Raw genomic sequence first — 14,699 nt, 5'->3', positions numbered from 1 at the left:
CTCCACTTTCGATTAATAAATTATGTTGAGCTTTAAACTTTTCTAAATCATCAAAATGTAATTAGTTTAATTGAACTATTCATTTTGTTAGTTATGACTGATTAAAAAATCTCCCTTCAGGCACCCCCATCAACCTTAAAGAACCCCAATACGCCTCCATCAATGAACAAGTAGCCAAGACCATCTTTCGGATTACCCAGCTCAACCAATCTGGTGATCTTGAAAAAATAAGGGCGATATTGAGTGAAGTGCTGGCTGAGCCTTTGGATGCATCCACCACCTTTTTCCCTCCTTTTCATACCAACTTTGGGAAGGTTACCCGTATCGGCAAGAATGTCTTTATCAACCATGACTGTTCCTTTTTGGATTTGGGTGGGATTACCATTGAAGATGATGTGATGCTTGGACCCCAAGTGAAGATTACCAGCGAAAACCATCCCTTGGATCCCAAGATCAGAAGGCAATTGATTTTGGGGCAGGTACATATCAAGCGCAATGCCTGGATTGGAGCCGGAGCCACCATCCTTCCTTGCGTAACGGTGGGTGAAAATGCCATCGTCGCAGCAGGAGCAGTTGTTAATAAAGATGTGCCCGACAATGCGATTGTGGGTGGTATTCCAGCAAAGGTGATTAAGATGATTGAAGGGTGATTTAGATAATTTTACTTACAAAATCCCGGCATTAATCTCTAAATCTGAATATATCCCCATTTAACTTTTATACCCATATTTATTTATCAAATAAAATTCAGATGTAATATTATGCAGCTTCACATTGGTTTCCTGAATAAGTACTTCAGCCGGAAGGCCAAGTAAAGAACACGGTTTTGATCCTTTCAGGATCAAACTTCTCAATAACTTGTCCTCCGTGGCGGAGCCCCCGGTAAACTGGTGGATTAGGATAAATAAAGGTTTGTATCATCCCGACCCTGACAGGCCTGCCTGACGGCAAAGGCAGGGTCGAACTCCTTTCTTATTATGATAATGTAAAAACTAGGATAAAAGTAACATCGAAAAGCATGGTATTGACAACCCCTTCAGGGGCTGAACTTCCGGAATGGATTTACAAATTCGAGAAAATAAAAGGGCTGGATAGCAAAAACACCTTATTTGGACATCCCCTCTTCAAACGCATTAAAATAGCCTCGACCAAGGTTGTTTTAATCATGCTTTAAAATATCTTTTTTAAAGACTGTTAAAATTTCATCTAGCAACTTTGGGAACTGCGTTTGGATAAAATTAGTTGCATCTAATTGCTTTTTTAATGCTATGTCTAATTTGTTTGTATCTCTCACACCATGTAATGAATAGAATTCAAATTCTTGATAATCTATAAATAATTCATTTAATTTCTCAAAAAGAGATTTGATCTTTTCACTAATTTCCTCAGGTATTAGGATTATCGAATTATAATAACATATTTTTAAATTTCGATATACTTCGATAAATTCTTTTTTCTCCTGCAAGCAAAAATCATCATAAGCCATTCCCTTGGGAACTATTTTTACAGGATTAGTATAATCATTAAATTTCTGATATGTCAATACCAATTCTGAAAAAAGTTCGGTATATGCATCCAATTTCCGTTCATGAAGTCTATTAAAAACATTTCCTTTGTTATTTTTTATTAAATCAAGATTAGACCTCTCTAACTCTATTTTACTTGACAAAAAATAATCCCAAGCTTTTGGACCTAAAAAATAGATTAGAAACCCAAATAAAATCGTTGCGAGTGCATAATTCCCAAACACTTCAAGTGATGCGAAAATAAAGTCCCAAAATGTCATATACTTACAATTAAATTCATAATTTTTTCCCGTTACCACGTTTAAATTCCGAATAACTAAACGCCAATAAATTACACCGAAAAGAATTTGCGTTAACAAATAAAAAAAGTTTAATCATTTTTCTAATTTTGTTTTTAACCATTACTCCTTCTAAAATCCTAATCTTCTCCACTGTTAGGCAAAAAAATTCATGAGGTAAGGTATCAATCCTTTTCTCAATTCAATTGCTTTCTGTTTATAGTTCTTAAGGTTTGGCTTTTAGCTTAAAGAAGTTGACGATCCATTCAGCTTCTTCGGCCAAACTCAACCTCACTTAGTTCTTCTTTTTCCTTAAAATTTAATTCTTATTCTCAGTGAATCATATTCATTTTTTAAATATTTCAAGATTTATTGTAAATCAATATTTCTTGTTTTTTTATGAAGAAGTATAATCTTAGATAATAAATAATTGTCATGGTAGTTACTAAAGTTGATATTTCGATACCAATAGGAAGGTTGAAAATTAAACCTGTTATAATGGTTCCAAGAGATACCGAAAGGTAAAACACGAAAATTAACTCAAATAACTTTCTTTTATTTGAAAATTTAAAAGCTATTATCCTAAAACTACCAATTGAAAAAAGTAATATTGAAAAAAAGAAGAAAACATAAATTTGAGAACCATATAAAAATACACCTAGGTTTATGTACTTATTCAAATTTAATGGATCCCAATCTTCTCCATCTCTTAAACCTGTAATCCCATCATCTTTATACAAAAAATGAGGATTTAAATTTTCCTTTTTAGCCCTTGTAAACTCATGGGCTATGGTAATCCACAACTGGTCATTTTTATTTAACAGAAAATCTTTGATTAGAACTGTATTAGTTATTGTATCAATGTCTAATTCTACTTGATCTTCCCCTAGGTAAGATCCCTCCATCCATGCTAAATAAATTTTATTCTCCAGTGGTAGTTTTATTTTTATTGGATTTAGCCCATTTTCACCTTTAATAGGTAAACCTCCAGTGTTTTCAATGATCCATTCTGATATTGAGGCGCTTTCAGGATAAAATGATGAGATTTGGAGCCTAATTTTTGAAGGCATGACTGTTAAGTATTCATTATTCTTTAAAGAATCAGAATAATCAAAAAAATTATATCTATCTGATGCATAAATATCTTGTGATACCTTGTAAAGGGTTAACTCTTTTGTTTTGAACTCATTGTAAAGCGAAATAACCCCAATACTTAGACCTAATAACGAAACTAATAAAGATGCTATTTTAAATACTTTTTTCATGTAACTATTTTATTTAAAGTCCCCCTTCCACAATCCTAATCTCCTCCTCGGTCAGACCATACAATTCATACACCAAAGCATCGATTTCTTTGTCAATTCGGTTCATATCTGCTTGGAGGGCTTGGGCCTTGGCTTTCTGTTCATTGAAATAGACCATCCATTCGGCTTCTTCTGCCAAACTCAACTTGACCTTGGCCTTCTTTAACTCTCCCAAAAATCCTTTGAAATCCAAATAAGGCCAGTTTTGGAGTTTTGTAGATGGTTTGTCAATTGAAAATTTAGCTTTCATTAAATCAACAAGGCTTTCTACCAATTCAAATAAACTCTGATTCATTTTCAGAATAGAATCGACTGAAGCTGTCAAGAATTTTCTTTTTTCCTCATTTAATGCGGGAATAGGAAAACTCATCAAGTTATTGACATTGAGTTTTGGGAATGCTGCTCTTGATAAATTGACATTAGACTTTCTAAAATATGTAGAACAAATCTTACTGGCTAAAATTGCCAATATTGGTTTTACAAATTCTTCCTTTCCATGCTTTGGCAAAAAATTGAAAACATCTGTATTATTTACTAATGGATGTTCCTCATATGTAATATCAATTTTTTCTTTTGACAATATTCTATTTACCAAAAGACGGGGCTTTATAAAAATTTCTTCCTTTCTAGGAGCTGCCAAATTGGGTCCATACTTGATATACTCATGAAACGGTTTGATTAAATATCTCTGGACATTTCCTGCTCCAATTAAGGGCAAATAAGTGTCATCAATTTTAGAAAGAGAATGATAAACTCTTTCATTCATCATTTCCCTTGTCTGTGGAGGGGTTCCTTTTCCCTGTTCATAAGTTTTCATCCCTTGATACCCTTCAAAATAGTCTTCGACTAAAAAATTTCCGTCTAATTCGAGTTTCTTTTCAAAAGAGATTTTTATTTCATCGTTTATTGATTCAAATAAGAATACCTGATTTGTTTCCCAAAGTTTATCCGAGATTGCGCTTAATCTTTCAGAAATAAGTTTATAATCTTTTTTGATAGCAACTACTTTTGTGGATTTTGGAAATTTGATATCTAAAGTTTTCTTTCCTGTTAGGATAACTGTATCAACTGTTGCGTCTTCAAACACACTAAAAACATTCAAAACTTCAATGCATTCATTTTCCAAAAATATTTGAATTCTAAGCTTAGAGTCATTTTGTGTAGAAAGCCAATAATTAGGAATGATTACACTGTAAAGAGAAGTGTCTGAAAGGATTTTTAAAATTCTTTCCATAAAGACAGCATAGGTATTGATTTGATATTCTGCTGTCTTGTAAGCAGAGTAAATGAAGTTTTTTGATTTCTCATCCAATGAATGAGATTGAACATAAGGCGGATTACCCACCACCACATCAAATCCTCCTTTGGCAAAGACTTGTGGGAATTGGGCTTGCCAGTCAAAGGCCAGGTCTCCAGCAACGGAAGGGTCATCGATCAGGGAGTTGCCGACTTTGATATTGGAATTGAGGCTGCTGAGTTTGCGGCCTTTCTTGGCGGTACGCAGCCATAGGGAGAGGCGGGCGATCTCGACCGATTCCTCGTTGATATCGACTCCGAAGATGTTGTTTTCGAGGATGTGGTTTTCCACATTGGGCAGAATCAATGGGGTATCAAAGAGTTGGGCTTCAAGCTCATCTACATATCGGTGCTCGGCCATCAAGAATTCGAGCACCTGATTCAGAAATGCCCCTGACCCACAGGCAGGATCGCAGATGGTCAGTTGAAGCAGCCAAATCCTATAGGCATCCAGCTTTTCTTTGAGTTTTAAGATCGTTTTCTTTTGCTTTCCCCGCTTCCCCTCTGCAAATTCCTCGTCGATGATACCAAGTTCCGTCCTTTTCTCCGTACACAGCCTCCCTAAGGTATTGTCTACAATGTATTTGGTGATGTACTTTGGGGTATAAAATACGCCATCCCGCTTCCGTTTGGTCTTGGATTTGTCCACCTCCTCCCCTGCCAGTTTGGCGCGCACATTTTCGATATCATTGAGCGAATGTTCGAAAATATGCCCCAAAATATTGGTATCTACCTCCGATTCAAAATCGTATTCAGTGAGTTTCCGAACATGCTTTTCAATCAACTGATCTGAAATAAGCAAGGTATCTAAGATCGGATCCGCCGCAAAAAGACCTCCATTATAGGCATGGATTTCTGCCTTACCTGGTTTTATCCTTCCCGTATTCAAGTATCCAAAATAGAGTTTGAACCGATCATACAGTGGGATATAAGCATCCAAATCTTTTAATTCCAACCACTGATTGACAATCTCCATAATGGAATTGGGCGGCAATAATCCTTTGTCCTCCGCAAAAAAGATAAAGAGAAATCTATCCAATAATTTCTGACTCTTTTTGTACAAATCCAGTTCGTCTATCCCAGGATTCAACCTCACCATATCCTGCCAAAGCTCCTGCTTGAAGGAAGAGTAATCGGCATACAGTTTTTTGGTAACCTGTTCTTCTGCGACAAGGGATTGTTCTTTGATTTTTTTAGGCAATCCGGCCATGAGATTTTCTTTGTGCAGCAGGAGCCAAAAAAGCCTGAATTCCTCCAGCTGCATCCCCAGGATATTGAACTCTACAAAATCCACCGCATTGTCGATGTAAAACCGCAGCTTTTCGAAATTACTGGTGATCACATAGATGCAATTGGGCTGGTTGTTTTTATAGCTGAAAGCCTGATCACGGATTTTATCCAAGTCCTTGGTGTCTGTACCTTTCAACTCAATTACAGCCAATGCAGTACCGTCTTTCAGGATGGCACCATCTGTCTTTTTGGAATCTTTGATGTTTTTGAGTTCCGTGGTCAGATTATAATCCGGCTCAGGATTGATGGTATAGCCCAAGATGTTGACAAAAAGCTCCCTGAGAAATCCTTCCTGAAATTGTTCTTCTTTTGCAGCACGGATATTTTCACGGACCTGTGGATGATGGAAATACTTTTGATACGCTGAAAAAGCTTCCTTTACCAGCAATTGATCTTCTGCTCCAAGGTATTTCTTAAGTACTGAATTTTGAAAAAGGGCCATAAGCAACTATTTGCCTAAAAATATAAAATTTAAATGATTCAGACGTTCATTGGGACGATCAAGACACAAAATGTCTTAAAATTTAATAAAAACATTAATGTTCTTTGATTTTGCCAATTCCTTGTTTGAATTCCGTAAGAAAACCAGTTTTATATTCTGTAATTTTGGTTTACCAAAATTAACTTTAATTCCAAAGAGCTTAACAAACTGAAAAACACATGAAATCTTTCCTGCTGACCATTCTTTTCTACCTTTACTTGTCCTTTCCAAATCATGCCCAAACCCATCCCAATAGCGATACTGAAAAAGAAGTCATTCAACTCTCCATGGACAAATGGCAGTGGATGGCAGACAAAGACGTTTCGAAACTTGCTCCTTTGTTCCACCCGCAGGCAAAGTTTGTCCACATGAGCGGAACATGGACCACAGCCCGTGAACTGGAAATCATCGAAACAGGCAGCATATGGTACAAAAAAGCCACCGTGCATGACACAGCAGTAGAGCTTGTGGGAAATACTGCCATTGTCTGGAACCGGATCACCCTCGAATCGGTAGTCCGGGGAAATGATGCCAAAGTAGAATTTACAGTAACTGAGGTTTATCAAAAAGAGGGTTCTGACTGGAAAATGATGGCCATGACCTTTAGTAGTGTAAGAGACACGCATCAAATAGAAAAGTAATGAAATCTAACAGGTTTCTCTTTCGTCGAAAACAAATTCCTAAAAACCTTCAATCAATTTGCCTTGACATTAGGGCTATATACTGGTAAATTGAGAAGATAATCCATCAACTCATAAAATGACCTTATCCAAAACTTCCCTTAACCGCCGCTCCTTTCTTAAAGTATCTGCCCTTGCCGGTGGAGGATTGTTTTTGAGTGTGGGTTGGCTGGCAGGCTGTAAACCCGGATCCAAAGAAGCGGCACATGGAATGCCGGAGGAATGGTTCAGGATCAATGGATTTATCAGAATCGGTGAAAACGGTCTCATTACCATCATGTCTCCCAATCCGGAAGGTGGGCAAAACGTCAAAACTGGCATGCCCATGATCGTGGCGGAGGAATTGGACGCAGACTGGTCTAAAGTAGTGGTGGAACAGGCACCATTGGACACAGACAACTTTACCCGACAATTCATAGGCGGAAGTCAGGCCATCAGAATGGGTTGGAATGTGCTGAGACAAGCCGGTGCTACAGCCAGACAACTACTGGTCAATGCTGCAGCCCAAACCTGGGATGTCCCAGCCAATGAAATTACCACCGAATCAGGTTATGTCATCCACACAGCATCCAGGAAGAAAGCCCACTATGGAGAAATGGCTTCTCTGGCAGCAACACTTCCTTTGCCTGAAAATGTTCAATTGAAAGATAGAAAGGATTATAAGATAATAGGCACTTCCCGCAAGAATGTAGATGCCCAAAAAATTGTGACAGGCAAACCGCTTTTTGGATTGGATTACAAAAAAGAGGGTATGCTTTATGCCATGATCATCCACCCTCCTGCCCACGGATTAAGATTGAAATCATTTGATGCTTCAGAGGCCACAGGCATGCCGGGAATCAAAGATGTTTTCCAGGTCAAATCCCATCAGGATGATTACGAACGCACCTTTTTTGACACCACCAGTTTCACGGATACCGTTGCCATCGTCGGGAATTCGACATGGGAAGTAATGAATGCCAAAAAAGCAGTCAAGGTAGAATGGGAAGAATTTTCAACTTACGAGGAAAGCAGGGACTGGAATGGCAGAAAAGAAAAGAGAACGATCCCGGCAGGACTGGAAAGCGAATCCGATCAGCAAAGAAAAATGACTGATGCCGCCAAAAAAGCGAGAACGCTTAGAAAAGACGGAAATCCGGAAGCTGCTTTTGCCAATGCCACCAAAGTCATTGAACGTACTTTCTACGGTCCATTCCTCGCACACAACTGCATGGAACCGATGAATTTCTTTGCCCATGTGCAAGGAGATAAAGTGGAATGCGCCGGGCCACTCCAAAAACCGGAATTGACTGAACAGGCACTGTCCTCGCGATTGGGAATACCCATTGAAAACATTCACATCGAAATGACCCGATTGGGAGGAGGCTATGGCCGACGTTCTTATGCTCATTGGCTCATCGAAGCGGCGGTCATTTCCCAAAAAGTCAATGCGCCAATCAAACTAATGTACACCCGTGAAGACGATATGACCGGTGGAATCTACCGACCCATGTACCAGGCCACTTACCGTGCTGCCTTGGACAAGGACAACAACCTGATAGGGCTTCATGTAAATGCAGGAGGCCTGGTGGAACCTCCATCCTACCCCAATAGATTTCCGGCAGGAGCCATTGAAAACTACCTGGCAGAAGAATGGGTTGTCTCCTCCAACATTACTGTGGGTTCCTTTCGGGCACCAAGATCCAATTTTATCGCTGCAGCAGAACAGTCCTTTTTGGATGAGTTGGCTGAAGCCATGGGCAATGATCCTATAGACTTTCGCTTGGAGCTATTGCAAAGAGCCAAACAGAATCCTGTGGGTGAAAACAATGATTATGATCCGGATCGCTATGCTGGTGTTTTGAAATTGGTAAGAGAAAAATCCAACTGGGGACAAAATCAAACGGGCATATCCCGTGGCGTTTCCGCTTATTTTTGCCACAACAGCTACGCAGCACAGGTGGTTGATCTGAAAATAGAAAACGGCCGGGTTAAGGTTGAAAAAGTGGTTCAGGCTTTGGATTGCGGCTTGGTCATCAATCCCGATGCAGCCAAAAATCTCAGTGAAGGATGCGTAGTGGACGGTATTGGAACCGCCATGTTCGGGGAACTGAAATTTGAAAAGGGACAACCTGACCGAAGCAATTTTGACAGATACCGCATGATCAGAATGGCTGAAGCACCTAAGGCCATTGAAACCTATTTTGTGGAGAATGGAGAAGATCCAACGGGATTGGGAGAGCCGGGTTACCCACCGGTGTTTGCAGCATTGGCCAATGCCCTGTATCAGGCAACCGGAAAGCGCTTGTACAGACAGCCTTTTGCGGGGCAGTTGGGGTAATCCTTGGGTTTCAAACTTCCAAAGTTCCTATTGAAACACGTCTAAAAGCCAGTCAATTTTTGATTTCAAATTCTAAGTTCTGACTATCTTAGAGGTCTCTTTTTCCTATATGATTTCGAAACCCAACAGGCTATTTGTGATATTCTTTCTACTCCATGCTCAGGTTTGGGGCCAGGAAAAAATAGCACCGGACACGCTCCCCACCAGGGACCTAGGCGAACTGGTCGTCACTGCCACCCGGCAGCAGGAAAGTATCCTCAAAGCTCCCGTCAGTGTAGAAAAGTTGAATGTACAAGCCATTCAACAATCAGCCCAGCCTGGATTTTTTGAGGCGATTCAAAACCTAAAGGGCGTTCAGGTCATCACGCCGAGCTTGGGTTTCCGGGTCATCAATGCCCGAGGATTTGCCCATACCACTAATGTGCGGTTTGTCCAGCTCGTGGACGGTGTGGACAATCAGGCACCACATATTGGGGCCCCGATTGCCAATTCACTTGGCCCCAACGATTTGGATATACTCTCGGTAGAAATCATCCCTGGATCTGCCTCGGCCCTGTATGGTATGAACGCCATCAACGGGATCGCCCATTTCATTACCAAAAATCCTTTTGACTTTCCTGGGATTTCCATCAATCAGAAAATTGGTGTAAACAACATTAATTCCCCGGACTCGGAAAGTACGCCTTTTTATGAAACCAACCTTCGGATAGCCGAGACCTGGAATGCCAAGTGGGGACTGAAGATCAACGGAACTTGGATGCAGGGTACCGATTGGCACGCCAACAACCAGCAGGACCTCAACCCATTGACGAATAGTACAACCGGCTTGTCTGCCGACCAAAACCCAGGAGCAGACCGTGTCAACCAATATGGCGATGAAGCATCCAATCGCAGGACGCTGACCCTTGACGGGATCCGCTATGTGGTCAGCCGAACGGGCTATGCCGAAAAGGAAGTGGCCGACTATGGGCTGAAAAACCTCAAGGGTGACGTTACTCTTTTCTTCCGGCCAAAAAACCACCTGGAAATCTCCTATACCTTCCGTGCTGCCCATCAAAACAATATCTACCAGCGGACCAATCGCTTTCGGTTTGAAGACTACCGAACCCAACAGCATGCCTTGACCTTTCAGTCCCCAAAAATCCAATTTCGGACTTACCTGACCCAAGAAAACACGGGGGATTCGTACAACATCAGATCGATGGCGGAAAATATAGACCGGAGTTTCAAAACAGACAACCAGTGGTTTTCCGATTTTTCCAGACATTACCTTGAAGCTTCGGGTATAGGTATGGGAGTTACAGATGCGATGAATCTGGCAAGATCCCTTGCCGACCAGGGAAGGATTCTTCCCAACACACCCGAAATGGCTGCCAAAATCGAGGAACTCAGAAGCATCAACAATTGGGATATTGGAGCGGCACTACGGGTACAGGCAAGGCTTTTCCACGCCGAATATCAACAGGATATCAGTTCCTGGCTCTTGCCAAGGAACTTCGACTTCCAGGTGATGTATGGTTTGGACTATAGAACCTACATTATCGTGCCGGACGGGAATTATTTTATCAATCCGGCGGAGCCAGGCGAAAACCTGAACTATTGGAAAACGGGTGGGTTTATACAAGCAACAAAGACCTTTTGGCAGGACCGGTTCAAGGTCAATGCAGTGCTCCGCTTGGACAAGTACCTTTATTTCGAGCCAAGGCTCAATCCGAGATTGGCAGCGGTCTATACCCCTTCACCACAGCAAAGCTTTCGCTTTTCGGTGCAGAGTGGCTACCGATTCCCGAGTATTTTCGAGGGCTTTTCCAATATCAACAGCGGAGGGAGAAAGCGGATTGGCGGCTTGCCGATCATGTCGGCAGGGATTTTTGAAAACAGCTTCACCCAAGCCTCCATCACCCAATACCAGCGTGCTGTCCAATCAGACGTGAATACCAATGGCCTGGATCTTGCTGAGGCGATCCGTCGAAACGAAGGCCTGTTGGCAAAAACAGACTACTCCTACCTCGAACCTGAGCAGGCAACCAGCCTGGAGGGCGGCTATCGCACCGAGTTGCTCGGGGGGAAATTTGCCTTGGATGCCGACCTCTACCTGAACAGGTTCCGCAACCTTATCGCCCAGTTGGATGCCAACGTGCCCAAAACCTCCAATAGTGACAGCATTGGGAACTATTTCCTTCAAAACTCCACCCAAGATCTTTATCGCCTTTGGACCAATTCCAAGACGGTCAGTTTGAATTATGGAGGTAGCCTAGGCCTGAGCTACAATTTTTTCAAGGGTTTTTGGCTCGGCGGCAACTTCACCTACGCAAGACTCTCCCGACAAACCCGAGGAGATGGTTTGGAAGATGGATTCAACACGCCGGAATGGATTTACAACCTGTCTCTGGGAAACCCCAATTTGTACAAGTCCTTGGGCTTCCAAGTCAACTTCAGGCAACAGGCTGGATTTCTCTGGGAATCTGCCTTGGCCACGGGATGGGTGCAGGGATATTCCACGCTCGATGCACAGCTTACTATGGGAATATTCAAAAACCTTGGAAGTGTCAAGTTTGGTGCTACAAATGCACTCAACCGATATTATTATTCCTTTTTGGGTGGCCCCGCGATTGGAGGGTTTTACTACACGAGTCTGACTTTTGGGCTTTGAATTGACCAGTATCCCAAATTCTCACTACCCAAAGAGAATAATCGATTTAAGCAAGGATCTGTTTGATTTTCGTAAGGTATTCCTTTCCAAAAACAGTAACTTTATTAAAAAACTAGAATTATGGCAAAATTCAATCTCACTATCAACGGCAAATCCCAAACAGTAGATGTAGATCCCTCAACTCCAATACTATGGGTATTGAGGGATCATCTGGATCTTGTGGGTACCAAATACGGTTGCGGAGTGGCAGCTTGCGGAGCCTGTACCATACTGATGAACGGAAATGCCATCAGATCTTGTGTAACTCCTGTTTCGGCCGCGGAAGGAGCCAAAATCACCACGATAGAAGGTTTGTCCGAAAACGGTGACCATCCTGTACAAAAGGCTTGGCTAGAGCACGACGTACCCCAATGCGGCTATTGTCAGGCAGGTCAGATCATGAGTGCAGTGGCCTTACTGGAAAGCAATCCCAATCCCAGTGACGCCGATATTGACAATGCGATGAACGGCAATATCTGCCGATGCGGAACCTATGTACGGATCAAGAAAGCTATCAAAACAGCTGCAAAATCCTAACCCAAAAGCCAGAGACCATGACAATTGTAAAGACAAAACTCAATAGAAGATCATTTCTCAAGGCCTCTGCACTGGCAGGTGGCGGCATGATGCTGAGCTTTAGCTGGCTGGCGGGATGTAAGCCTAGCCCCAAGGAAGTTGCCCTTGGTTTGCCTGATGAATGGTTTGAACTGAACAGTTATATCAAAATAGGAGAAAACGGGGCTATATCTTTGATGTCTCCCAATCCTGAATTCGGTTCCAACGTCAAAACTTCCATGCCGATGATCCTGGCAGATGAACTTGATGTGGACTGGAAAAATGTATTTGTAGAGCAGGCTGATTTTTACCCGGAACGCTATGACAGACAGTTTACAGGCGGCAGTCAGGGCATCCGACAAGGTTGGAAACCACTGCGCACAGCAGGTGCCACTGCCCGTTTGATGCTTGTCCAGGCAGCAGCCCAGACATGGGATGTTTCCCCCAATGAAATCACGACGGAAGCGGGAATGATCCATCATAAAGGCAGCGGTAAAAAAGCAGGATATGGAGAAATGGCTTCTCTTGCGGCAACTCTTCCAGTCCCTGAAGAAGTAGAGCTGAAAGCCACTAAAGATTTCAGTATCATCGGAACCTCCAGGAAAAATGTGGATGCCGGAAAAATTGTAACAGGTAAACCTTTGTTTACCATGGATTTCAAAAAGGAGGGCATGTTGATTGCCATGGTCGCTTTGCCTCCTGCTTTTGGCATGAAAGTAAAATCTTTCAATGCCGAATCGGTCAAATCCATGCCGGGAATTAAGGATGTTTTCAGTTTTGAGGTCCACAAAGAGGATTATGAACAAAACATGTTTGATACCACCACCCATCCGGAACTGATTGCCATAGTGGGAAATTCTACTTGGGAAGTATTGCAGGCAAAAAGGCAATTGCAAGTGGATTGGGAAAAAGCCCCAGAGAGAAAATTTGTAATGAGTGGATGGGGAGGAAATAAATCAACTGTGAGAGTTCCTGCCGGATTGGAAAGTACAGATGGTCACCTGGCCAAAATGGAAGAATACTCCAAAAAGCCAGGAAACATCCTTCGTCGAGATGGCGATCCTGAATCCGCCTTTAAAAAAGCCAGCAAAATCCTGGAGCGTAGCTACAATGCTCCCTACTTGGCACATAACTGTATGGAGCCTGTCAACTGCTATGCCCATGTCACCGCAGACCATGCGGAAGTTTATGGGCCCATTCAGGCACCTGAGTCCATCATGAATGCACTGACCCATAGATTGGGGCTGCCCAAAGATAAAATCCAGATCAACCTGGCCAGAATGGGTGGCGGTTTTGGACAGAGGGCTTATGGACACCACATGGTCGAGGCAGCTGTCATATCCCAAAAAATGGGCGCACCTGTCAAAATGATGTACACCCGTGAAGACGACATGAGCTATGGTATCTACCGGCCTACCTATACCGCTACCTACAGGGCGGCATTGGATGAAAACAACAACCTTCTTGCATTCCATGTAAAGGCAGGAGGAATCCCTGAGAGTCCCATTTATCCCAACAGGTTCCCCGCAGGAGCTATTGATAATTACTTAGCGGAAAGTTGGCTGATCGAATCCAATATCACCATTGGGGCATTTAGGGCCCCAAGATCCAATTTTATGGCTGCTGCTGAACAGGCATTTCTGGATGAACTTGCTGAAATAATGGGCAAAGACCCCATTGATTTCAGATTGGAACTCTTAGAAAGGGCTAAAAATAACCCGGTCGGTTCGAATAATGATTATGATCCGGAAAGGTATGCCGGTGTATTGAAATTGGTCAGGGAGAAATCTGACTGGGATAATCCAAAGCCCGTAGTCCATAGAGGAGTTTCTGCTTACTTCTGTCATAATTCCTATGTGGCGGAAGTAATAGACCTCAGACTGGAAGGTAATAAACCCGTGGTTGAAAATGTATTTGCTGCTGCTGATTGCGGCATTGTCATCAATCCTGATGCAGCCATCAATATGGGGGAAGGCGCCATCGTGGACGGTATTGGGAATGCCTTCTTTGGAGAACTCACCTTCAAAGATGGTGTTCCCCAAAAGAACAACTTCACCAATTACCGAATGATCCGCATGCCCGAAGCACCCAAAAAGGTAGAAATCCATTTTGCAAAAAATGAACATGACCCTACAGGACTGGGAGAACCCTTTTTCCCACCTGTTTTTGCGGCGGTTTCCAATGCCTTGTATAAAGCGACAGGAAGAAGGTTCTATCAACAACCATTTATGAAGGAATTGGAATCAGGGATTACAACGATGTAAGCTAAAAGAGGCT

Annotated in this window: 9 protein-coding genes; 6 read left to right on the top strand and 3 right to left on the bottom strand. The window is 42.3% G+C overall.

Going from position 1 to position 14,699, the window contains the following annotated elements:
• The first annotated feature begins 248 nt into the window (after positions 1-248).
• Positions 249-650: a DapH/DapD/GlmU-related protein gene (locus CLV48_RS05900; protein WP_342748290.1), complete on the top strand. Its 402-nt coding sequence runs from the start codon at positions 249-251 to the stop codon at positions 648-650.
• 509 nt (positions 651-1,159) lie between these two features.
• Here the strand turns inward: CLV48_RS05900 and CLV48_RS05895 are convergent.
• The 3 genes from CLV48_RS05895 to CLV48_RS05885 form a co-directional block, all read right to left on the bottom strand.
• Positions 1,160-1,885 (bottom strand): hypothetical protein, encoded by a 726-nt coding sequence (locus CLV48_RS05895; protein ID WP_146140071.1) that lies wholly within the window; start codon positions 1,883-1,885, stop codon positions 1,160-1,162.
• 281 nt (positions 1,886-2,166) lie between these two features.
• Positions 2,167-3,069, bottom strand: a complete 903-nt coding sequence (locus tag CLV48_RS05890; RefSeq protein ID WP_106566336.1) for a hypothetical protein — start codon at positions 3,067-3,069, stop codon at positions 2,167-2,169.
• 13 nt (positions 3,070-3,082) lie between these two features.
• Positions 3,083-6,136 (bottom strand): Eco57I restriction-modification methylase domain-containing protein, encoded by a 3,054-nt coding sequence (locus CLV48_RS05885; protein WP_106566335.1) that lies wholly within the window; start codon positions 6,134-6,136, stop codon positions 3,083-3,085.
• Positions 6,137-6,354: 218 nt separating this feature from the next.
• Between CLV48_RS05885 and CLV48_RS05880 the strand changes: the two genes are divergently transcribed.
• From CLV48_RS05880 to CLV48_RS05860, 5 genes are all read left to right on the top strand, one after another.
• Positions 6,355-6,816, top strand: coding sequence for a nuclear transport factor 2 family protein (locus CLV48_RS05880; RefSeq protein ID WP_009184526.1), 462 nt, complete (start codon positions 6,355-6,357; stop codon positions 6,814-6,816).
• Between the two features lie 118 nt (positions 6,817-6,934).
• Positions 6,935-9,175: a xanthine dehydrogenase family protein molybdopterin-binding subunit gene (locus tag CLV48_RS05875; RefSeq protein WP_106566334.1), complete on the top strand. Its 2,241-nt coding sequence runs from the start codon at positions 6,935-6,937 to the stop codon at positions 9,173-9,175.
• Between the two features lie 136 nt (positions 9,176-9,311).
• Complete coding sequence (locus CLV48_RS05870; protein ID WP_245889498.1) at positions 9,312-11,828, top strand: TonB-dependent receptor plug domain-containing protein; 2,517 nt, start codon at positions 9,312-9,314, stop codon at positions 11,826-11,828.
• Positions 11,829-11,948: 120 nt separating this feature from the next.
• Entirely contained in the window at positions 11,949-12,404 is a 456-nt protein-coding gene (locus CLV48_RS05865) for a (2Fe-2S)-binding protein (RefSeq protein ID WP_106566332.1), read from the top strand.
• Positions 12,405-12,421: 17 nt separating this feature from the next.
• Entirely contained in the window at positions 12,422-14,686 is a 2,265-nt protein-coding gene (locus tag CLV48_RS05860; protein ID WP_106566544.1) for a molybdopterin cofactor-binding domain-containing protein, read from the top strand.
• Positions 14,687-14,699 lie beyond the last annotated feature (13 nt).

The organism is Cecembia rubra (assembly GCF_003014575.1).
In the GTDB taxonomy this organism is placed as follows: domain Bacteria; phylum Bacteroidota; class Bacteroidia; order Cytophagales; family Cyclobacteriaceae; genus Cecembia_A; species Cecembia_A rubra.
Note: the sequence above shows the minus strand (reverse complement) of the source record. Positions and strands in the feature narration are given on the sequence as shown.

Coding starts and splice junctions, on each gene's coding strand:
- CLV48_RS05890 (WP_106566336.1), bottom strand. CDS start 3,069: ATGAAAAAAGTATTTAAAATAGCATCTTTATTAGTTTCGTTATTAGGT.
- CLV48_RS05875 (WP_106566334.1), top strand. CDS start 6,935: ATGACCTTATCCAAAACTTCCCTTAACCGCCGCTCCTTTCTTAAAGTA.
- CLV48_RS05885 (WP_106566335.1), bottom strand. CDS start 6,136: ATGGCCCTTTTTCAAAATTCAGTACTTAAGAAATACCTTGGAGCAGAA.
- CLV48_RS05860 (WP_106566544.1), top strand. CDS start 12,422: ATGACAATTGTAAAGACAAAACTCAATAGAAGATCATTTCTCAAGGCC.
- CLV48_RS05880 (WP_009184526.1), top strand. CDS start 6,355: ATGAAATCTTTCCTGCTGACCATTCTTTTCTACCTTTACTTGTCCTTT.
- CLV48_RS05865 (WP_106566332.1), top strand. CDS start 11,949: ATGGCAAAATTCAATCTCACTATCAACGGCAAATCCCAAACAGTAGAT.